Origin of the sequence: Flavobacterium hungaricum, assembly GCF_015182285.1 — a bacterium.
Taxonomy (GTDB): Bacteria; Bacteroidota; Bacteroidia; order Flavobacteriales; family Flavobacteriaceae; genus Flavobacterium; species Flavobacterium hungaricum.
In genome coordinates this window covers 251,435-273,297 of sequence record NZ_PRDM01000006.1, presented here as the reverse complement: position 1 = coordinate 273,297, position 21,863 = coordinate 251,435, and the positions used below count along the sequence as shown (strand labels likewise).

Genomic DNA, 21,863 nt, shown 5'->3' with positions numbered 1-21,863 from the left:
TAACTTTAGAAATGAATTCGTGTAATTCACGGCAAACTTTCTTCAAATAAATCAGTAAATTAGCAACAAAAACACCGGATATGCTTACAAAAGAATCATTGCAATTTTTAGACGATTTAAAAAAGAACAATAATAGAGAATGGTTTCAGGAAAACAAAAAACGTTACGAAATCTTCAAAAAAGACTACCACCAACTGGTAAGTGATTTTTTGGACGCAATGAAACCGCTTGATCCTTCGTTAGAATTGTTAGAAATCAAAGACTGTACTTTTAGAATTAACCGTGATATTCGATTTTCTAAAGACAAATCTCCCTACAAAGCACATTTGGGCGTTTGGCTTTCGTCGGGTGCAAAAGGTGCGAATCGTTCCGGCTATTATATTCACATAGAAAAGGGAGCGAGTTTTATTGCCGGCGGATTTTATTCTCCTGATGCCGACGAACTTAAAAAAGTTCGCAAAGAAATTGCTTTTTTTCATGAAGATCTTGAAGCCATTTTGGCCGACAAAAACTTCAAAAAAGAATTTGGAAGTTTAGAAGTAAATGAAAGCAATTCGCTTAAAAGCATGCCTAGAGGTTACGAAAAAGATCATCCGGCTATTGAGTTTTTAAAATTAAAAAGTTTTACCGTTTCTCAAAAATTCGACATCTCAGAAGTGACTCAGAAAGATTTTGTTTCTAAAATGAGTAAGAAACTAATTGTTCTAAAACCTTTAAACGAATTCATCAACCGCGCTTTAGAGACGGAGGAATTTTAAAACAAGAAAAATTGCCACGAATTCACGAATTATTATAAATCATTTTGGTTGAAATAAATTCCTGAATTCGCGGCGAAAAAATATTTCATCGTTTTAAAATTTAATTCGTGGAAATTCGTGAAATTCGTGGCGAAATTTAATTCATAGAATGAAACGAAAAATACTTTTTCTGGGAGAATCTTACCGCGCAGATGCCATAACTTGGATGAACGGTCTGAAACAATTTGGCGATTTTGAAATTATAACATGGGAATTACAGACTCCAAACAATTCTAAAATCAACAGGCTGAAACGTATCTTAGAGTATTTCTTCTCCCCTCTTTCCATTCGAAAAATTATTAGAACCGAAAAACCAGATATGGTAATTGCCGAAAGAACGACCAGTTACGGTTTTTTAGCCGCATTGTCAGGATCTAAAACAATTGCTGTTGCACAACAGGGACGAACCGATTTATGGCCAGAAGGTTCTTTATTGTATCCTTTAAAAAAAATCATTCAGAAATACGCCTTCAAAAAAGCACATTTAATTCATGCTTGGGGACCAGTTATGACTATTTCGATGAAAGCAGTTGGCGTTGACATGACCAAAGTTTTGGTTCTTCCAAAGGGAATAGATTTTTCGCGTTTTACGCCTTCCATAAATACTTCAAATAAAATTGAAGCGATTGTTACGCGTTCGCTGCAGCCGGAATACAGACACGATTCTATTTTAAAAGCATTTGGAATTTTGAATCAAAAAGGAATTGATTTTTCGCTGACGATTGTGGGCGACGGAACACGTTTGCAATTCCTGAAAGATTTGTCCAAAGAATTACAAATTGAAAACAAGGTGACTTTTACAGGAAGAATTCCGAATACCGAACTTCCTAATCTTTTACAACAATCGAACATTTACATCAGCATGCCGATTACCGAAGGCGTTTCTGCTTCTTTATTTGAAGCCATGGCCTGCAATTGTTATCCTGTAGTTTCTGACATTGCCGGAAATCAAAGCTGGATCAAACACCGCGAAAACGGACAGTTAATTGAAATTGACAATGTCGAAATGCTTGCCGAAGAACTTATTTGGTCTTTTAAAAATACAGAATCCCGAAATCAAGCTATTATGCAAAACAGGAAATTTGTAGAAGAAAATGCTAATTATGACGTTAACATGAAAGTGATTTCGGAGAAATATCATGAATTACTCGATTCTCTACAATAGTTTAACCGCAAAGAACACAAAGTTTTTCGTCACGCTCATAAAAAATCTGATTTAAAGCAGATTATTTTTTTTTATAAAATACCCCTGTAAACTCAAGCCCTAATTTTCAACTTTTGATACCTGTTTTGGCGAATTTGTTTCTTGCTAATTATTGTGTACCCAAGATTGAAACTTGGCTGTATTTTCTAAATCTTTGCTTGAAACTCAACTTTTATTTTTTGGATAGGCTAAAGAAACTTTTTTCTTATATTCATTGTAAAGGACGTAATGAAGCTTTTGATTTTCTTTTACAATAAACAGATTTCCTTGTAAGCTTGGAATTAAAATCTTACAGTTTGACCATTCAATCCATTTTTCATCTTCAATGCATTCTTTTATTATTTCTTCCGGTTCTGTCTTTTCTGTATTTTTCCATACATAATTATATGATCTCCATTCTTTATCAAAAGAAGCTGCTAATTGATGGTAAAGCATTTTATCTTTATCATCTTGTAAAATTCCATTACTTGGAATTAAGCGAATTGAATCTCCTTCTCTATAGATATAAAAAACTCCCAAGTCTTTAATATACTCTTCTTCATCAGATCTTTGCATTCCACAATAAAAACCAACAAAACGAACATCTTCTACAATTATACGCACATGCTCATTGTCCACTAACACATATGTACCTGAAGTAAAGACATTACAGCCGTTAAGACATTTAATTGATTCATCAGATAAGAATGTTCCATCCAGCTTAAATGTTAAAAAACGACCATAAGATGATTCTTTTGCTTTTGTCAAAGAATACTCTTTAACATCTGAATATCCCAATACATCTTTTGTTTCCCATTTTCCTGCTATATCTATTTGAGCAAATGCAGATACTGCAAAAAATAAATTCAGAATTAAACAAAAGACAATTTGAATCTTACGAATTGATCTTGACATAATTACGGATTATATTATTAATTCAAACTTAACAGCCTACAGTAGTAAAAACACCAACCGGTCTAACAACTTCTTCTTTACCAGCCTCTTTTGACAAATATAATGTAGGACTCGAAACATTATAATGAGCTGCCGTATCAATTATTAAATCTAGTTTGGAATCGCCATCAATATCTCCTGCAAAAATTATTTTAATAATTTGATCATCAAAATTTTTCTTTTCTACCAAAAGTGTTTTAGTTGCTTTTCCATTACTATTTGCTGTTAAATACAATTTATAATCAGACAGCACAAATGCATCAGAATCCTCGCTTTCCTTTTTCTTTTTTCCTGTTGCAGACAATATATATTGAACTCCTAAAAATTGAAATTCAAAATTTCCCTGAGGATAAATCTTTTCAGGAAGCTTTACAGCCTCAACCTTTTTATCAATAAAATAAGGATATTTTTCTATCAAAATTACGCAAGTATCTTTTTCTGCAACACTAACTTCCCATCCTGTGTGTTCACTTTCGTCTTCATCAAGAACAGGATCATAGGCGCTTTTTATGGCAATATTCGTTTTTAAAAATGTGTAATTGTCATGATTCTTAAAAAGCCCGAACCACGTTTTCTTTTCTAAATCCGGATCAACCTCACCTCTATGAAAAACTCCAAGATTTAAAATCGGAATCTTCAGGATACTGTCAACAGGAAAAGAATAATCTTCTGTTTCTACAACAGCCACTTCATTTTTTGATTCTTTGACAATATCTTTATGACTTATTTTAGTTGTCTTTATTTCTGGTTTTGAATTATTACAGCTTATAAATTGAAAAACTAAGATTAAAAAAAACAGCGCCTTAAATAATGATTTCATTTTGATTCTTTAGATATTTTTACCAAACATACAAAAGTTAAAAACAAAACCTTACAAAAAATAGCGGCCAAAATAATTCGCTAAAAAATCCAGTTCGTAACTTTCTATCAATCCTAACGACTTATTTAAAAATAACGAATTGTCTAATTTTAATTCTTAAGTAGTAATATGAACAACAGAAGAAATTGGTTAAAACAAATCACTTTAGGCGCAGTCGGGATAAGCTTTTTACAATTTGAAACATTTGCAAATGCTCCGGTTCAAGATGCAGTAATAGAATCTTTAGAAAAAACGCCTGTATTATTACGATCTAATGAAAATCCCTATGGGCCCTCTCCAGCGGCACGCATTGCAATGGAAAAGAGCATCAAGAGCAGTAATCGCTACGGCTGGAATCTTTCTGAAGAATTAATTGCCTTAATTGCTAAAAAGAATAATGTTTCAGACAGCAACATTTTATTAGGCGCGGGGTCAACAGAAATTCTAGATTTGGTTCTTCAATACACGGCTTTAACAAAAGGTAATTTTATACTTGCCGAGACTACTTTTAACTATTGGACATTCCCTTCTGATAAATTAGGAATAAAAAAAATTACTGTTCCGCTGACTCCAGATAAAAAACATGATTTAGCAGCAATACTAAAAGCAATTGATGCAGACACCAGAATGATTTACATCTGTAATCCTAATAATCCGACAGGTACTATATGCGATTACGAAGAGCTGGTTTCTTTTGTAAAAGAAGCCTCTAAAAAAGCGATTGTTTTTGTTGACGAAGCCTATATCGATTTTACAAAAGAAAAATCATTAAGCAGTTTGGTAATTGAAAACAAAAATTTAATTATCACCAAAACATTTTCAAAAATGTATGGTTTAGCCGGCGCGCGTATTGGTTATGCCCTTGCAGCCAAATCTACTATTGAAGAACTGAGTAATTTAAAATCTTCTCCCAATTTATCTGTTAGTGCAACTGCAGCGGCCGCAGCTATAGCATCTTTAAACGATGAAAAATTTGTACAGCAAGTAAAATCCTTAAACGAAGAAGCAAAAAAATATACCATTACAGCACTCACCAGATTAAATTTAACCTGTATCCCTTCTCACGCCAACTTTATCTATTTTTCTTTGGACAATTATAAAAAAGATTTCTTTAAGCAATTAGAAGATCATAATATAATGGGAACAAAAATTTATGAGGAAAATGGAAAATGGACTAGAATTACAATCGGCACCATGAAAGAAATGGAACAATTTATTGAAGCGATAAAATAAATTATAATCCTTACTTTTGAACTCATATTATAAAGCCTTTTATTTATGGAGATCCAATCCAATTTTTCTTTAAAAAACTACAATACTTTTGGCATTGAAGCCAGTGCTAAACAATTTGTTGCTGTTCATTCGATTAGTGAATTGAAAACAGTTTTAGCAGCAAACAAAAACGAGAAAAAATTCATTCTTGGCGGCGGCAGTAATATGCTTTTAACCAAAGATATTGATGCACTTGTTATTCACATTGATTTAAAAGGCAAAAAAATAACCCAAGAAGACGATGATTTTGTCTGGGTCGAAAGTCAGGCTGGAGAAACATGGCACGATTTCGTTTTGTATACTATCGACAATAATTTCGGCGGTTTAGAAAATATGTCGCTTATTCCAGGAAATGTGGGTACAACTCCCGTTCAAAATATTGGCGCTTATGGAACTGAAATCAAAGACACTTTTGTTTCGTGCGAAGCAATGAATATTACCACTCAGGAAATAAGAACTTTTACTAATGAAGAGTGTAATTTTGGCTATCGCGAAAGTATTTTTAAACATGAAGTAAAAGACGAATATATAATTACCTCGGTTATTTTTAAACTGACCAAACGCAATCACAAAATCAATACTTCTTACGGAGATATTTTGGCTGAATTGGCAAAAAACAACATTAGCGAACCTACTTTAAAAGACGTGAGTAATGCTGTAATTGCTATTAGACAAAGTAAACTGCCGGATCCAAAGGAATTAGGAAACAGCGGGAGTTTCTTTAAAAATCCAATTGTTTTAAAATCTGAGTTTGAGAAAATCCACCAGAAATTTCCAGAAATGAAATTTTATGAAGTTTCTGAAACAGAAGTAAAAGTCCCTGCAGGCTGGCTGATAGAACAGGCTGGTTTCAAAGGAAAACGTTTTGGTGATGCCGGAGTTCATAAAAATCAGGCACTGGTTTTGGTAAATTATGGAAATGCAACGGGCCAGGAAATTCTAGCCGTTTCTAAAGAAGTTCAAAAGACTGTTTTTGAAAAATTCGGCATTCAGATCGAAGCGGAAGTAAATGTGATTTAATTTTCTTACATTACATCCTCAAAACGGTATAATAATTTCACCCATTAAATCGGAATGAAAAAATTAAATTTTGGAATTATACTAATTCAATTCTTCGGAGTTGTTTTTCTGATTAATGGTATCCTGCAGCTTCGATTATTTACTGCTGCAGAAAAGATAAGCTGTGCAAAAAAACATCTGAAAAGCCAAAATACAGCAGAATGGATGAAAATGTTCCCGACAAAAGAAGCTATAAATGATTTTTGGCCCAGTGTCTTTATCTGGATATTTTTTGCGCTTTTGATCGGTATTTTTATCATTTCTTATTTGAACTGGAAAAGTAAAATTTCCTCATTAAACACGATCTTAGTCGCCATAGTATTGTATGTACTTTTGAGATTTAAATTTTTCAGACGGGAAATTATATCGCTTCCCTTTCGGCCTCTCAGGAATTTCGTTTCTAATGATTATGGTATTCAATGTCTGATCGAAGGGATAATTTTTACACTTATCGGATTAACTCTTTTATACTTTAGCACGTCTTCAAGGTTATTCGGTTCCAAAAACGATCCGCTAGAAAATTAAAAACATGAACGCCAATTTTTCCATAGAAGTAATAAATCCAAACGATAAAAAAGCGACCGCTATAATCGACGAATTGTCCGAGAACCTATTGATGCGTTTTGGAAGCGACGGAAGAAATTCATTTATCGATTGGGAAAACGACAATTTAAAATTCGTTTTTGCAGTTGCTGCAATGGATTCCGAAATAGTGGGCTGCGGTGCGATTAGACCTATTGCAGAAAATACAGCTGAAATTAAAAGAATGTACGCTAAATATTCTGGCAGTAAAATCGGGAAAAGGATTTTGGATTTTTTAGAAAGCAAAGCAAAACAACTTAATTATACCAATCTGGTTTTGGAAACACGCCTTAAAAACGAACAAGCCATACTGTTTTATAAAAAGCAGGGCTATACTGTAATCCCAAATTATGGGAAGTACCTCAATCGTCCCGAAGCAGTATGTCTGGGAAAATCTTTACTATAAAAACACCATCATGTATATTCCTAATTTGTATAAAAACGAGAACCCAGAAGAAATCAGAGCTTTTCTAAAAGAAAACAGTTTTGGAATTCTAATTAATCAGACCAACGGAAAATTGACCGCCACTCATATTCCGATAGAACTGGAGGTCAACGCCGACGGAAAAGAAATTTTGCAGGGACACATTTCTAAATTAAATCCGCAGGCAGACGGTTTTAAAGAAAACGATCAGGTTTTGGCTGTTTTTACAGGACCGCACAGCTATATTTCTTCTTCTTGGTACGATCATGAAAATGTTCCGACTTGGAATTACACCGCCGTACATGTTTACGGAAGAATTAAAATTGTCGATTACGAGACTGCTGTAACACAATTAAAAAAATTGGTCGACAAATATGAGGCAGGTTCTGAAAATCCGGTGCGTGTTGAAGATTTATCAGAAAAAACAATGCGCGAAGCCAGAGGGATTTTTGGTTTTGAAATAGAAATCGAAGAAATCCAAGCAGTCAAAAAACTCTCTCAAAACCGTGATGATTCTAATTATCAAAACATAATTTCGGAATTAGAAAAAACAAAAAACCCTCAGGCTATTGCTGTTGCAAAAGAAATGTCAAAATGCCGAAAGTAAATCGTTTTTACTTATTGGTTTTTACGAATTCATAAGTACATTTGCAGTCGCAGAGCGTGAAAATTAATAGAATCAAATAAATCAGATGCTTATATACATATTTTACTTTTTTATTGCTATTGTTGTTGTTCAACTTTTTTATTATCTCGGGATTTTTGGCAAGTTTGCTTTTAGCAAACCGCAGCAAATTACACCCAAAAACATTCCGGTTTCTGTAATAGTCTGTGCTAAAAATGAAGAAGAAAACGTAAAAAAATACGTACCGCTTCTGGCAGAGCAAAATTATCCTGATTTTGAAATTGTCTTGATTGACGATGCCTCCAGTGATGAAACTCTTGAAGTTTTTGAAGAATTTGAAAAACAATATTCAAATATCCGCCTGGTTAAGGTAGAGAATAACGAAGCTTTTTGGGGAAATAAAAAATATGCCCTTACGCTTGGAATCAAAGCTGCAAAAAAAGAATATTTATTGTTTACCGATGCCGACTGTTATCCTTCTTCTAAAGATTGGATCACAACCATGACTTCGCAATTTACAACCGATAAAACTATTGTTTTGGGTTACGGCGGTTACGAAAAAGCAGAGCGCTCGTTTTTAAATAAAATCATTCGTTTTGAAACTGTCATGACGGCGCTTCAATATTTTTCCTGGGCAAAAGCTGGACTTCCTTATATGGGAGTGGGACGAAATTTAGCTTACAAAAAAGAAGAATTTTTTAATGTAAACGGTTTTATTGATCACATTCAGATTCGCTCCGGTGATGATGATTTGTTTATCAATCAAGCTGCTAATAAAGCCAATACTACCCTTTCTTATATGCCAGAAAGTTTTACTTATTCTGAACCTAAAAAAACATTTAGAGAATGGTTTACCCAAAAAAGAAGACATATTTCTACTGCAGAACATTATAAGTTTTTTGACAAAATGCAGTTAAGTTTATTTTTCTTGTCACAATTATTTTTCTTTTTATTAGTTATCATACTGCTGTCTTTTCAATTTCAATGGATCGCTGTCTTGGCTATTTTAGCAACACGATACACGGTAGTCTGGTCTGTAGTAGGATGCTCTGCAGGCAAACTAAAAGAAAATGATTTAAAATTCTGGTTTCCGGTTGTAGAGATAGCGCTTATATTAACGCAAATTAATATCTTTATAACTAATATTTTCTCAAAACCAGTATATTGGAAATAAATTCTAAAATAGAAAAAGCAAAAAAAGGCGATCAAATCGCCTTTACTTTTTTATTAGATCATTATTGGAATGAGGTGTACGGTTTTATGCTTAAACGAACCGAAAACGAAACAACCGCAGAAGACATTACAATAGAAACTTTTTCTAAAGCATTTGACAAAATTGCTTCTTACAATACAGAATTTCAATTCAATACCTGGCTTATTGCTATTGCAAAAAATGTCTACATAGATTTACTTCGAAAAAAGAAAACCAATCTTTTTATAGAAATTACCGACAACGAAGACCAGCAGGCATACAACATAGCCGACCCTACTCCATCTGCAGAAGATGCCTTAATTAAAGAGCAGAATCTTTCTCGTCTGCTTTTATGCATCAAAGAACTCAAACCCCATTATCAGGAAGTTATTCAGCTTCGTTATTTTCAGGAAATGTCTTATCAGGAAATTGCTGTTAAGATAAACGAACCCTTAAGCAGTGTAAAAGTAAAACTTTTGCGTGCTAAAAAATTATTAGCAGAAATTATCGAACGTAACAGATAATTTATTATCTTTAATAAAAGAACACAATATTCTTTTATATGTTCTTAAAAAGATAATTATTTCACACATTAAAACTACAATCGTATATTGTAGCCCAACCCAAAACTTATTGCTTATGATTTAAAGTTACTTAACCTTAAAACCCAAAAATTATGTCTAAATTAAGCCTTTACGAAACCAAGTGGACTGATCTTGTTTTCGAAAATAAAAACAAAGAGTACGGAGCGTATCAATTACGCCAAGAGAATGCTAAGACTACTGTCACTGCTCTATTTATGGGTTTATTGTTAATAACTGCTGTGAGCAGCATACCTGTTTTGATCAATCAATTCAGAACTGAGCCGATTGAAAGTGAGCCAACAATTATTGACAAACCGATTACGCCTGTAATTATTGATCAGCTTGTTATACCAACTCCTCCGGCACCAGTAACACCACCTGCGCAGCAAAGCAAAACAACTGTTACCGATGCACACCAGTTAGTAAATCCTGTAGTGACCAAAACTGCAAATGCGGTACAAGATATTGCGCCAAACACTGATAACGTACCAGCTGTTGACAACGCAAATACAGGAGACGGACCTGCTACTACCAATCCAATACCTGGAGGCAGTGCAGGAAATGGAGACATCATCGCGCCTCCAACAAATGTTCCGTACACTCCAGCTGTTTTGGACAAAATGCCTGAATTTCCAGGTGGAATCCAGAATTTCTACAATTATGTTGGAAAAAATTTTCACAGACCAGAATTGGATGAAGAAAAAACACTTAGAGTGTATGTTTCTTTTATCGTGGAAAGAGACGGGTCTCTAACAGATATTGTAGTTAAAAACGATCCTGGCTACGGAATGGGAAAAGAAGCCATTAGAGTTTTAAAATCATTAAAAACAAAATGGTCGCCTGGAATGCTTGACGGAAAAGCAGTACGTACAGCATACAATCTTCCAATTACTATAAAAACAGAAGTAGAATAATAAAAAAAGCAGAACTTAGGTTCTGCTTTTTTTATTACTTTATTTAACGAACCGCTAAGAGGTTAAGTTAATTTAAGAGATTCATTATAAATCTTAATTAACTTAACCTCTTAATGATTTAAAAATTATTCTGTTTTACTACTTTTACTAGACCTAAGTCAATTCATTATAAAATTAAAAACTAAAAACAATGGGATTATTTTCTGCTATTCTTGGCAATGCAGGCGCTGTAAGTCAAGAAGATTTAATTAAAAAATACGGTCAGCTTTTGACCAATAACGAAGAAATCGAAATGGGTTTTAAACTTATTCGCGATACTTTTATCTTCACAAACAAAAGATTAATTCTTGTAGATGTACAAGGTCTTACAGGAAGCAAAACAGAATACAAATCTATTGCTTACAAAAGCATTACAAGATTCAGCATAGAAACTGCAGGAACGTTTGATCTTGATGCCGAATTAAAAATATGGGTTTCCAGCGAATTAAATCCAAGTATTGTAAAACAATTCAACAAATCAGTTAATGTTTATGATGTGCAGAAAGTACTTGCATTTCATGTATTAGGATAAAAAAAGAACCCCGGCAAACTATAAATCTGCCGGGGTTTATACATTTATTTAAAGATTTTTTACTTCTTCTTTGCAGTAGTTTTTTTCTTCGTAGTCGTTGCTGCTTTTTTAGTCGTTGTCACTGGCACAGTGTTTACAATTTTTTGCTGTACGTAGGCTTTGTACACACCATCTTTTTCTGCTCTCGCTTTAGCATCGTCTGCTCTTTTCTTAGAATCTGGATGCGAACTCATCATTTGATCAATAAATGATGCCTCTGCACCTTCACTCATTTTGGCTAAAATTCTAAATGCAGATTCTTCCGCATTTACATTGTAACCGTTTTTCTTCATAAAATTATAAGCAAACAAATCTGCTTCAGACTCTTGCTTACGGCTGTATTTACTGTCAATAATAGCACTTCCTATTTTACCTAACTGACTGTCTGTAACAGTTGCTACTGTAGCAGATTGAGAAGCGGCACCGTCTAGTAAAGCTTCTTTTTGGTAAGCTGCTCTAATAGCATCTCTCGAATCATTGTTAATAACGTGGCCGATTTCGTGGCCGATTACCGCGATTAATTCATTATCATCCATGATATCCATCAAACCTGAATATACACGAACACTTCCGTCTGCAGTTGCAAAAGCATTTACTTCTTTTATTTTGTATACTTTATAATTCAATGCAACCCCATCTGTTGTAGCGTGTTTTCCAAATACTCTGTTCAATCTTAAAGTGTAACCATCTGTAGGTCCGGCAATTTCATGTTCAGCATCTAATTTATCTACTGCTTCTTTAGACAATTTTGCTGCATCGGCATTACTAAATGTAAAACCTGCCACTCCTTTTTGAACTGCTCCGATAGCTTTTTCCCCAAAATTAATTTGAGCATTTGTTTTAGTTAACCCAAAAGTTATCAAAATCCCTAATACAATAAACGTCTTTTTCATAGTTATTATTAATTACAATTTAACACCAAATGTATTACATCTCAGGACAAATTTCGTTCCCAAAATTTATTTTTTCTAACATTTAAAGGTATAAATTTTAAACGATTAAAAATCAGCTTCATACCATAATTATCAATTCTTTTTTAATTCAATTTCACAAAAAACATTTTATCAGCACAAATAATAATCTATAAACAGTATTTTAACAATAAAAAAACATTATACTCAATCTCATTTTTAACAAATAGCGGTTTATACCTTTAAAATAAAACTTAAAGAAATCACCAAATAAACTACATTCCGTATCTTTGTCTTTTGAATATTGATATATGGAAACAGTCGTTGAAAATATACCACCTGCAAAACCGAAATGGTTAAAGGTTAAACTTCCAATTGGACAGAAATATACCGAACTTAGAGGTTTGGTTGACAAATACAGCTTAAATACAATTTGCACCTCTGGCAGCTGCCCAAATATGGGGGAATGCTGGGGCGAAGGAACAGCTACTTTTATGATTTTAGGAAATGTCTGTACACGTTCCTGCGGATTCTGCGGCGTTAAAACCGGAAGACCAGAAACGGTAGATTGGGACGAACCAGAAAAAGTGGCCCGTTCTATTAAAATCATGAATATTAAGCATGCCGTTATTACAAGCGTTGATAGAGACGACTTGAAAGACGGAGGCTCTATTATCTGGATGGAAACTGTACGCGCTATTCGCAGAATGAATCCGAATACTACTTTAGAAACGTTGATTCCTGATTTTCAAGGAATGGAGCGAAACATAGATCGTATTGTAGAAGCAAATCCAGAAGTGGTTTCACACAATATGGAAACTGTTCGCCGATTAACACGTGAAGTTAGAATTCAGGCAAAATACGATCGCAGCTTAGAAGTACTGCGTTATCTGAAAGAAAAAGGAATTAACAGAACCAAATCTGGAATCATGCTGGGACTTGGAGAAACAGAAGAAGAAGTTTTTCAGACCATGACGGATTTAAAAAAGGCCAATGTTGATATTGTAACCATTGGACAATATTTACAGCCAACCAAGAAACATCTTCCTGTAAAAGAATTTATTACTCCTGAACAATTTGCCCGATACGAAAAATTCGGACTTGATCTAGGATTCAGACATGTTGAAAGCGGACCATTAGTTCGTTCTTCTTATAAAGCACAAAAACATATTTTATAAATTAAGTTTAATCGTTTAGTTGGCAGTAGTTTAATCGTTTATACTAAACGATTAAACGATTGCAACGATTAAACAAACACATAAAATAATTGAAAACAAGAATTGCTATTAATGGGTTTGGAAGAATTGGAAGAAATTTATTTCGCCTGCTTTTAAACCACCCTGAAATTGAAGTCGTTGCGATCAACGATATTGCAGACAATAAAACGATGTCGCATTTAATAAAATACGACAGTATACATGGAGTACTGCCTTTTCAGGTAAGTTTTGATGAAAACGGAATTATCGTAGACGGACGTCATTTTTTCTTTTTTCATGAAAAAAATATCATAAATTTAGATTGGAAATCTCATCAGGTTGATTTTGTAATTGAGTCAACTGGCAAATACAAAACACACGAAGACTTAAATCTTCACTTAGAAGCTGGAGCTCAAAAAGTTATTTTATCGGCGCCATCAGAAGTTGATACTATAAAGACAATCGTTTTAGGAGTAAATGAAAATATTTTAGAGGGTTTTGAAGATATTGTTTCTAATGCAAGCTGCACCACAAACAATGCTGCACCGATGATCAAAATCATCGAAGAATTGTGCGGTATAGAGCAGGCTTACATTACAACGATACATTCTTACACGACAGACCAAAGCCTTCACGACCAGCCGCATAAGGATTTACGCAGGGCGAGAGGTGCAAGTCAGTCGATTGTTCCAACAACTACAGGAGCAGCTAAGGCATTAACAAAAATTTTTCCTAAATTGCATAACAAAATCGGAGGTTGTGGTATTCGCGTACCCGTTCCAGACGGTTCATTGACAGATATTACCTTCAATGTAAAACGTGCAGTAAGCATTGAAGAAATTAATAAAGCATTTAAAGAAGCCTCAAAAACAAATTTAAAAGGAATATTAGATTATACAGAAGATCCGATTGTTTCGGTCGATGTGATTGGCAATACACATTCTTGTTTATTTGATGCACAGCTTACTTCGGTTATCGATAAAATGGTAAAAGTAGTAGGTTGGTACGATAACGAAATTGGCTATTCATCACGATTGATAGATTTGATCTTACTATTAAGCAAAAAATAAGATTCATTGTAAAGCATGGCCATACATGAAATACTATCTTTTTATTGTTGTTTGTTTTTTTACTTCGTTTTTGTATTCTCAAGCCAACAAGAATACAGACAGTGTTTCCTATTATAACAAACTGGCAAATGCCAATCTTAACAATAAAAAATACAACCAGGCGGTTCTTTACACCAAAAAATCAATTCATTTCTGCGAACTGCATGGTAAAAAAGAGAATCTTGCCAACCAGACTTTTAAGCTGGGAAAAATTTATTACAACCAGCAGAAGTATGAAGAGGCTTTAAAAAACTTTCATAAAACAGTTTCTTTTTATGACACCTTAAAACCAAACTGCTCCAAAGTACTTGCTTTGCACTATATTGGCGTGACCAATACTGCCAAAGGAGATTATAAAACTGCTGCAGTTTATTACACAAAAGCCCAAGACCTTCTAAAACAGCTTAACATTGTTGATCATGCCGAAGTTTTGGATTATCAAACCGCCTTGGCCTTTAAAGCCAACAAAGATTTGGTGCTTGCTGCTAAGACTTTCCGAAAAATAACCAAAAAGCCAGACAACGCTTCCCTATTGCAAACCAAAACAGATGCTTATTATCAGCTTGGTTTAATTGAAACACAGCTGAAACGAAATGACTCTGCTATTATTTATTTTGATAATGCATTAGATTATAACGCTAAATCCAATAATCTTGCGCAAAAATCTAAAATTATTTTGGGAATAAGCCAATACTACAAAAAAAACAGAAACTTTGATTTGGCGTATTCTTATTTGGATGAACATTATCAGATCGAAAATTACCTTTTAAAATTAAAAAATGCCAAAATCGATCTTAATGAATTTGAAAAGTTTAAAAAAACGCAGTCTTTAAATAATACTATTAAGCGGGAAAGCGAAGAAAAAATACAGCTTAAAACTTATCGGTACTCTAAACTGGTCAGCATTCTTGCGATTGCCTTAATTTCGATTTTATCGCTTTTAAGTCTGGCATTATACAAAAACAATATCATTAGAACTCAAAATAATTTACTGCTTCGGGAGAAAAATAAAGAATTAATATTGGCCAAAAACAAAGCCGAAAAAGCTTCAAAAGCACGGTCAGAATTTTTGTCGACTGTAAGTCATGAACTCCGGACGCCGTTAAATGCTATTAACGGAATCACTCATATTTTACTTGAAGATAATCCGAAGAAAAAACAACTGAAATATTTAGAATCTCTTAAATTTTCTGGAAATTATCTTACTACTTTTATCAACGAAATTCTTGAAATCAACAAAATAGATTCGACTAAAGTTGAAATAGAAAACATAAGTTTTAACCTAAAAGAGCTTCTGTTTAACATTCAAAGTTCTCTCAAAGAATTAGCGACAGCCAATAAAAACTATTTCAATCTAGAAATAGACAAAGCAATTCCAGACAATTTAATTGGCGATCCTACCAAATTATCCCAGATCATCCTGAATTTAATCAATAATGCTTTAAAGTTCACACAGAACGGCCACGTAAGTGTTATTGCAAAACTATACGCTCAGGAAGAAGAAAATGCAACCATTTATTTTGAAATTGTAGATACTGGAATCGGAATTCCAGAAGATAAACTGCAATCTGTTTTTGAAAGTTTTTCGCAAGGTTCCATTGAAGTCAATAGAAAATATGGCGGTACCGGGCTTGGTCTCACTATTGTAAAAAAACTAATTGAACTCTTGGGAGGCGAAATCAAATTAAAAAGTGAAGTTGGAAAAGGCTCTACTTTTACCTTTAAATTAAATTTTGCAATTAATAACGAACCGCTGGAAGTAGTCGAAGAAGTAAAACCTTACAATGATAAACAATTGAAACACAAATCAATATTACTGATTGAGGACAACAAAATCAATCAGATGATTACACGTAAAATGCTCGAAAACAAATCTATTACCTGCGAAATTATTGATAACGGAGAAGAAGCGGTTGATTTGCTTAAAGTTAAACGTTTTGATATGATTTTGATGGATGTACATTTACCAGGTATCAACGGAACGACAGCCACAAAACTGATTCGAGAGTTTGATAAAACGACTCCAATTATTGCTTTAACAGCCATTTCGCTTGACGAAAATAGGGACATGCTGCTTTCTTTCGGAATGGATGATGTGATTACAAAACCTTTTGTTCCAGACGAATTCTATAGTACAATAGCCAAGTTTTTTGATTAACTAAGGTTTTAAGGTTCTAAGAAACTAAGGCTCTAAGTTTTTTTTGACAAACTCTAAAATTGACTTATCAAAGTTTTGATGGTTATTAATAAAAGTACTTTTGATTGGCAGATAAAATAATGACGAAAGATTAGAATCTTTAAGACGTACAAAATCTTTTTCTGTCGTTATAATTTTCTTATTCTCTGCTTTATTTTGAATTTCTTTTAAATCGCTTTCTGAAAAATGGTGATGATCTGGAAAAGTCAGACATTCATCGCTTTCATTTTTTAAATAATTAAAAAACGGCTGGGGTTTTGCAATACCCGCTAAGAGAGTTTTTGATTCGTTTTGGATTGCAGTAACTGCTGTTTTTTCTTTTTCATTAAAAACAAAATCATCATAATCGATAAAGGTAAAATACAATTCCTGCGATGCTTCTAATTTTAATTTTTGATTAATTTGAATTTGCTGTTCTTCAGATAAATCTTTCGGGCATTTGGTTACGATTACAATATTAGCGCGTCTGGCTCCGCTCCTGCTCTCGCGCAGATTACCTGTTGGAAGCATAAAATCGTCTGCATACAAATCATCATAAGAAGTCAGCAAAATATAAAATCCTGCTTTTACTTTTCGGTGCTGATACGCATCGTCCAGCAGTATAATTTCTGGTTTTGTATTATTCGAAAGCAATTCCTGAATTCCGTTGGTACGATTGGCATCGACTGCAACCATCACATTTGGAAACTTTTGATAAAACTGAAAAGGTTCATCACCTAAAATTTCAGCATTAGCATGCTCATCAGCCAAAACAAAACCTTCTGACTTTCTTTTGTAACCGCGGCTTAAGGTTGCAATTTTATACTGATCTGATAATAATCGAATCAGATATTCTATTTGAGGTGTTTTTCCAGTTCCTCCAACGCTGAGATTTCCAACTGCAATAACAGGAAGATCAAATGAAGTTGATTTTAAAATTCCTTTATCAAAAAGAAAATTACGGATTGAAGTAATGAATCCGTATAAAACGGCAAAGGGAAAAAGTATATAGCGGAGTAATTTCATAAGTTCACGAAATTACAAAACATTCCTTATCTATTTTAAACATTTCTTTTTGAAATACTCGTTTAAATTCAAAAAATCTTTTGAGCTAAAGTAATAAGAAATAATTTATGTAGATAAATCATCGAAAAAAAAGACTTTAAAAAGAGGTAAGTTTAGCCTTACTTTGAAAATAAAAAACCAATAGTTATTTTTTATTCTCAAAAATCAATGTTTTAACAAAAACTAACAGCAATTACTACATATTTAATAAAAATTAAAAAAAACAGAAAAAAAATACTGCAAAATAATTTTTTAATATGTTATTTTTAGAACGAATTTTCTTTAACTAATTTAATACTCCCAAGTGCACGTGGTGAAGTTTTACTAGCAAGAAATCAAAATAACCTAACATTATTAACATCTAAAAAATTTAAGATGAAAAAACTAAAATTAGAAAATTTAAAAGTTAAAGTACTTACTAAAGAAGAACAAAAAAACGTTAATGGCGGTAAAGAGCAAGAACAATTCTTATCAATAGGAACTACTTGCAGTCTTAGAAATTCTTGCGAAAGAGTTTGTGGACCTATCATTGCATAATTAAAACAGTAATGTTTTAAATTAAATGAAGGCTGTCTTTTATAGATAGCCTTCAGCTTTTATTTTATTAAAAATAAAATTCAATAGAATCCAGATTAGAAAACACCCCCAAATAATACCATGAAATTTATTTTTACTTTATTCTTCAGCTTACTTATTCATTTTAGTTTTTCACAAAAAAAAATATCTGGTGAATTTTCCGAAATCAATAAAAATGATTATTCTTTCTTAGATTCGAAAATTAAAGACAACAAAATAATATTGTTGGGAGAACAATCACACGGTGATGGCGCCACTTTTGATGAAAAAACAGCCCTTATCAAATATCTACATGAAAAACAGCGATACAATATCATTGTTTTTGAAAGCGGTTTATATGATCAGTATAAAGCGTTTGAGGAATATTCTAAGAAAAAAACTCCAATTTCTATATTTGATCAAAGCACTTTAGATATATGGTCGGACACACAATCTTTTCAAAATTTACTTTCTTATATTGACGAAAGAGCTAAACAAAAAGATACTATAAAAATTTTGGGATTTGACAATCAAGAAGGTTTACTTTTTTCAAATCATTTTATGAATGACTTAATACAACTTCTTGAAAACAGAAAAATCGAAATTCCTAAAAACAGCTTAACAAGAATAGAAAAAGCATTTGTATACAGAGACTTAACCAATATTGCTTCAAATAAAAAAGATTCTTTAGAACTGTATCAGGATTATGATTTGATTTTACATTCGCTGCAAAAAATCAGCAATCCTAGTTTTCACGAAAAAATCATGAAACAAGTTTTTATCAGCAAAATTTCTGATGCTGGTTTTGACATTATGCAATTGCAAAAACAAAAAATTGCAGTTCAAAACCCGAGAGATGAACAGATGGCTGAAAATTTGATTTTTTTGTCTCAAATGTATCCAGACCAGAAAATGATCTGTTGGGGAGCCTCTTATCATTTTGGAAAAAACATTAACGAAACAGAATATACAGAAGTAACTGAAGATTATCTGCAGCAACAATCAAAATTGGAATTAAAATCTACTGGTTTTACAGATTATATTCCTGGAAGTGGAGCAAAACTTCTTGAAGGAGCTTTGCCCATGGGTGGTTTACTAAAAAACTATTTTAAAGATCAAATTTATAGTATTGCCTTTTCTTCTTATGAGGGACAATACGGATTGGTAGACGGAAAGGTTTTTCCAATTCTTACACCTCCTAAAAACAGTATAGAGCAACAACTTGTAACCGAAGGGCACTATAAAACTTTTGTAGAATTTGACCAGCGAGATCCTAATTCTTTTTATTGTTCGGCATTTGGCAATATCCCAATAAAAGCCAAATGGAGCAGTATTTTTGATGGAATATTATTCCTCAAAAAATCATATCAGCCCGAGACCAGAACATTTGAAAAAGAAGCATTTTCAGACAATCAAAAAGATGTTTTTATTGTAACTGGAAAAATTCATGATTATAAAAATAGTCAGACAATTGCCCATGCAGATATTTCTATTTTAAAAACAAATAAAAGCATTCTTGCAAATAAAGAAGGATTGTTTCGTCTGGTTATTGAAAAAGAAGATTTTGATAAAAAAATTGCTATAGCTGCTTTGGGATATATTTCGGATACTATTTCTATAAAAAAATTAATTGACAGTAATCGTCAAAATGTCAAAATCAAACTAAAACAGTTTTATTTTAATGGAATTAATTTAGACGAAGTTGTAGTCAATTCAAATTTAAAACCATTATCTGCTGAAGAAATTCTTGTCAAAGTCCAAAACAATCTTGCACTTAATTATTATACGGAACCATACAATCAAACTTTTTATTATCGAAATGAGGTGATTAAAAAAGATGAAATTCTCTCTCATGATGAATCTGTTATTGCAACCTATAATACCTCGGGAATGAAAGGCATCAATAATCCTGATGAAAAAATGTTTGGAGAAATATTACAGACTAGGGAAGTTGTCAAAAATTTGTCAAAAAACAAATACAGCGGCATAAATACTTTTGCTTTTCTTTTTGATCGGGATCTTATTCTTAGCAAGTCAAATGTTTTGTACAAACCTGGATCTTATACACTGAAAAAAGAAGGTATTGTAATTTACAATGATCAGAAAGTTTATAAAATAAGTTTTTATAATAATTCGCCAGATACTTATTCTACTGGTTATGGCTATCCGGCTCCAAAAAAATCATCTGGTTTTTTATATATCGATACCCAGACATTTGCTGTCTTAAAATATGAACACTGCGTATCCAGAGAAGCTTTTGAGGTTAAAAATCAAACTGATAAAACGGCGCAAATGAATCATAAAATTATTATTACTTATAAATTAACCGAAGGAAAGTATTTTATAAAATATTTGTATGTGATTGACAAGTCTATTATTACTTCAACAAAAGACAATTCTTTTTTATATGATACCTACAACGTTAGCAATTTAATGTCTTCCGAAATTAAAACTGTAAACAGTCAAAAAATAAATCGTCCTCTTTTAAAAATCAATTTGAACACTACTATAACCGAAAATTCAGAATACTGGAAAACCAATAGCTTTATATTACCCGACGAGAAAATTATTTTTGATGGATGCAACTAACAATACATTAACGCAAAATCGAATGGATCTTATTATTTCAAATATTGAACCGCACATATGGAAATCAACAGCTTCAGAAAAGCGAATCGGAGCTCTTGATGGTCTTTCTGGAATTGCATTATTCTATCATTATTTGATACAAATTGAACCTCGTGAGGAATATCAAAATAAATTATTTTCAATAATTGACCAAATTAGCGACTTAATTTCAGAAGAAGTCTATAACTCTTCTTTGTGTTCTGGAATGGCCGGCTACGGGTGGGTTTTATCAAAAATAAAAAATCAGAATATAGAAATTGAAGATGAATATTTTGAAGCTCTAGACGATATATTAGAAGAGGCATTGCGAGAAGAAACTGAAAAAAATTATTATGATTTTCTGCATGGGGCTCTCGGCATTGCACTGTATTTTATCGAAAGATATAAAGACAAAAAAGAAGAAAAAACAAAACGTATTCTTTTAGAATTTTCAAATACATTAATAGACAAAATAAACCATAATCCAGAAAGTATCTTTTTGAGCAATTCAGAAAATCCAAATCAAAAATGCATTTATTTTGGTTTAGCACATGGTCTAGCCGGAACGCTTAATTTCTTGATTTTTTTAGAAAAAATTATACATCAGGAAAACCAAACTGCTGCTCCCTCAATAATTAAAATAATAGATTTTATGAATCTATATAAAATTTATGATGAAGAATCGCAACAATTTTACCCAAGTCAAGTTCTTACAAATGATTCTAGCATTGCTAAAGCACGTTTAGGCTGGTGCCAGGGTGATTTAGGAATAGCAAATGCAATTCTTAATTCAGGTATTTTTTTAAATGACGAAAAACTAAAAAAATATGCTGATGTGTTATTAAAAACGACCACTAAAATAAATGTAAAACAATCTTTGGTTAACGATTTTGCACTGTGTCATGGTTCTTCTGGGATAATTTTACAATATTTTATTGCTGCAAAAAAAACAAATCAGTCTTTTCAAGAAATTACATCAATTTGGTTTGAAAACCTCAAACAACAAACTGAAAATTATACTGAATTTAAGTCATTCTTTATCGATAAGTATATAAACGAAACAAATATTTTAAATGGTTCCGCTGGTTTAGCACTAACCTTGTTAACTCTAGAAAATCAGATTTCACCTGATTGGACCGAATGTTTAAATTTATATTAAAGCTTAAAATTCTATCGTAAAAACATTCTG

The 21,863-nt window shown here is 32.6% G+C and carries 21 protein-coding genes; 17 read left to right on the top strand and 4 right to left on the bottom strand.

Annotated features, from left to right (window positions below; genetic code table 11):
• The first annotated feature begins 80 nt into the window (after positions 1–80).
• Together C4F50_RS23180 and C4F50_RS23175 are read left to right on the top strand one after the other, a co-directional pair.
• Positions 81–758: a DUF2461 domain-containing protein gene (locus C4F50_RS23180; RefSeq protein WP_194141011.1), complete on the top strand. Its 678-nt coding sequence runs from the start codon at positions 81–83 to the stop codon at positions 756–758.
• Positions 759–906: 148 nt separating this feature from the next.
• Complete coding sequence (locus tag C4F50_RS23175) at positions 907–1,962, top strand: glycosyltransferase (protein ID WP_194141010.1); 1,056 nt, start codon at positions 907–909, stop codon at positions 1,960–1,962.
• Between the two features lie 204 nt (positions 1,963–2,166).
• Here C4F50_RS23175 and C4F50_RS23170 read toward each other — a convergent pair whose 3' ends face one another.
• Entirely contained in the window at positions 2,167–2,895 is a 729-nt protein-coding gene (locus C4F50_RS23170; protein WP_194141009.1) for a hypothetical protein, read from the bottom strand.
• Between the two features lie 28 nt (positions 2,896–2,923).
• Positions 2,924–3,754 (bottom strand): hypothetical protein, encoded by an 831-nt coding sequence (locus tag C4F50_RS23165; protein ID WP_194141008.1) that lies wholly within the window; start codon positions 3,752–3,754, stop codon positions 2,924–2,926.
• Positions 3,755–3,922: 168 nt separating this feature from the next.
• On the opposite strand from C4F50_RS23165, the gene C4F50_RS23160 reads away from it, so the two are divergent.
• From C4F50_RS23160 to C4F50_RS23120, 9 genes are all read left to right on the top strand, one after another.
• A complete protein-coding gene (locus tag C4F50_RS23160) occupies positions 3,923–5,026 on the top strand; it encodes a pyridoxal phosphate-dependent aminotransferase (protein ID WP_194141007.1) in 1,104 nt (367 codons plus the stop codon).
• A gap of 45 nt (positions 5,027–5,071) precedes the next feature.
• Positions 5,072–6,085 carry a UDP-N-acetylmuramate dehydrogenase gene (gene murB, locus C4F50_RS23155; RefSeq protein ID WP_194141006.1) on the top strand — a complete coding sequence of 338 codons (1,014 nt, stop codon included), beginning with the start codon at positions 5,072–5,074 and terminating at the stop codon, positions 6,083–6,085.
• A gap of 54 nt (positions 6,086–6,139) precedes the next feature.
• Entirely contained in the window at positions 6,140–6,649 is a 510-nt protein-coding gene (locus C4F50_RS23150; RefSeq protein ID WP_194141005.1) for a hypothetical protein, read from the top strand.
• 4 nt (positions 6,650–6,653) lie between these two features.
• Positions 6,654–7,112, top strand: a complete 459-nt coding sequence (locus tag C4F50_RS23145; RefSeq protein ID WP_194141004.1) for a GNAT family N-acetyltransferase — start codon at positions 6,654–6,656, stop codon at positions 7,110–7,112.
• A gap of 10 nt (positions 7,113–7,122) precedes the next feature.
• Positions 7,123–7,737: an FMN-binding negative transcriptional regulator gene (locus C4F50_RS23140; protein ID WP_194141256.1), complete on the top strand. Its 615-nt coding sequence runs from the start codon at positions 7,123–7,125 to the stop codon at positions 7,735–7,737.
• 85 nt (positions 7,738–7,822) lie between these two features.
• On the top strand, positions 7,823–8,929 hold the full coding sequence (locus C4F50_RS23135; protein ID WP_194141003.1) for a glycosyltransferase: 1,107 nt from the start codon (positions 7,823–7,825) through the stop codon (positions 8,927–8,929).
• The gene (locus C4F50_RS23130; RefSeq protein WP_194141002.1) at positions 8,920–9,471 is read left to right on the top strand and encodes an RNA polymerase sigma factor; all 552 of its coding nucleotides are present in this window, start codon (positions 8,920–8,922) and stop codon (positions 9,469–9,471) included. Before C4F50_RS23135 ends, C4F50_RS23130 begins: the two co-directional genes overlap by 10 nt.
• Positions 9,472–9,623: 152 nt before the next feature.
• The gene (locus C4F50_RS23125) at positions 9,624–10,445 is read left to right on the top strand and encodes an energy transducer TonB (RefSeq protein WP_194141001.1); all 822 of its coding nucleotides are present in this window, start codon (positions 9,624–9,626) and stop codon (positions 10,443–10,445) included.
• Positions 10,446–10,635: 190 nt separating this feature from the next.
• Positions 10,636–11,016: a PH domain-containing protein gene (locus tag C4F50_RS23120; protein ID WP_194141000.1), complete on the top strand. Its 381-nt coding sequence runs from the start codon at positions 10,636–10,638 to the stop codon at positions 11,014–11,016.
• A gap of 59 nt (positions 11,017–11,075) precedes the next feature.
• Here the strand turns inward: C4F50_RS23120 and C4F50_RS23115 are convergent, their stop codons facing one another.
• Complete coding sequence (locus tag C4F50_RS23115; RefSeq protein ID WP_194140999.1) at positions 11,076–11,948, bottom strand: M48 family metalloprotease; 873 nt, start codon at positions 11,946–11,948, stop codon at positions 11,076–11,078.
• Positions 11,949–12,277: 329 nt separating this feature from the next.
• Between C4F50_RS23115 and lipA the strand changes: the two genes are divergently transcribed.
• The 3 genes from lipA (at position 12,278) to C4F50_RS23100 (ending at position 16,429) form a co-directional block, all read left to right on the top strand.
• On the top strand, positions 12,278–13,144 hold the full coding sequence (gene lipA, locus C4F50_RS23110; RefSeq protein ID WP_194140998.1) for a lipoyl synthase: 867 nt from the start codon (positions 12,278–12,280) through the stop codon (positions 13,142–13,144).
• Positions 13,145–13,233: 89 nt separating this feature from the next.
• The gene (gap, locus tag C4F50_RS23105; protein ID WP_194140997.1) at positions 13,234–14,232 is read left to right on the top strand and encodes a type I glyceraldehyde-3-phosphate dehydrogenase; all 999 of its coding nucleotides are present in this window, start codon (positions 13,234–13,236) and stop codon (positions 14,230–14,232) included.
• 25 nt (positions 14,233–14,257) lie between these two features.
• Positions 14,258–16,429, top strand: a complete 2,172-nt coding sequence (locus C4F50_RS23100; protein ID WP_194140996.1) for a tetratricopeptide repeat-containing hybrid sensor histidine kinase/response regulator — start codon at positions 14,258–14,260, stop codon at positions 16,427–16,429.
• 24 nt (positions 16,430–16,453) lie between these two features.
• On the opposite strand, the gene lpxK is transcribed toward C4F50_RS23100, so the two are convergent.
• The gene (gene lpxK / locus C4F50_RS23095) at positions 16,454–17,473 is read right to left on the bottom strand and encodes a tetraacyldisaccharide 4'-kinase (RefSeq protein WP_194140995.1); all 1,020 of its coding nucleotides are present in this window, start codon (positions 17,471–17,473) and stop codon (positions 16,454–16,456) included.
• Between the two features lie 414 nt (positions 17,474–17,887).
• Between lpxK and C4F50_RS23090 the strand changes: the two genes are divergently transcribed.
• The 3 genes from C4F50_RS23090 (at position 17,888) to C4F50_RS23080 (ending at position 21,833) form a co-directional block, all read left to right on the top strand.
• A complete protein-coding gene (locus C4F50_RS23090; RefSeq protein WP_194140994.1) occupies positions 17,888–18,049 on the top strand; it encodes a hypothetical protein in 162 nt (53 codons plus the stop codon).
• A gap of 120 nt (positions 18,050–18,169) precedes the next feature.
• Positions 18,170–20,656 carry an erythromycin esterase family protein gene (locus C4F50_RS23085; protein ID WP_194140993.1) on the top strand — a complete coding sequence of 829 codons (2,487 nt, stop codon included), beginning with the start codon at positions 18,170–18,172 and terminating at the stop codon, positions 20,654–20,656.
• Positions 20,643–21,833 (top strand): lanthionine synthetase LanC family protein, encoded by a 1,191-nt coding sequence (locus C4F50_RS23080; protein WP_194140992.1) that lies wholly within the window; start codon positions 20,643–20,645, stop codon positions 21,831–21,833. The genes C4F50_RS23085 and C4F50_RS23080 overlap by 14 nt, the downstream gene beginning before the upstream one ends.
• Positions 21,834–21,863 lie beyond the last annotated feature (30 nt).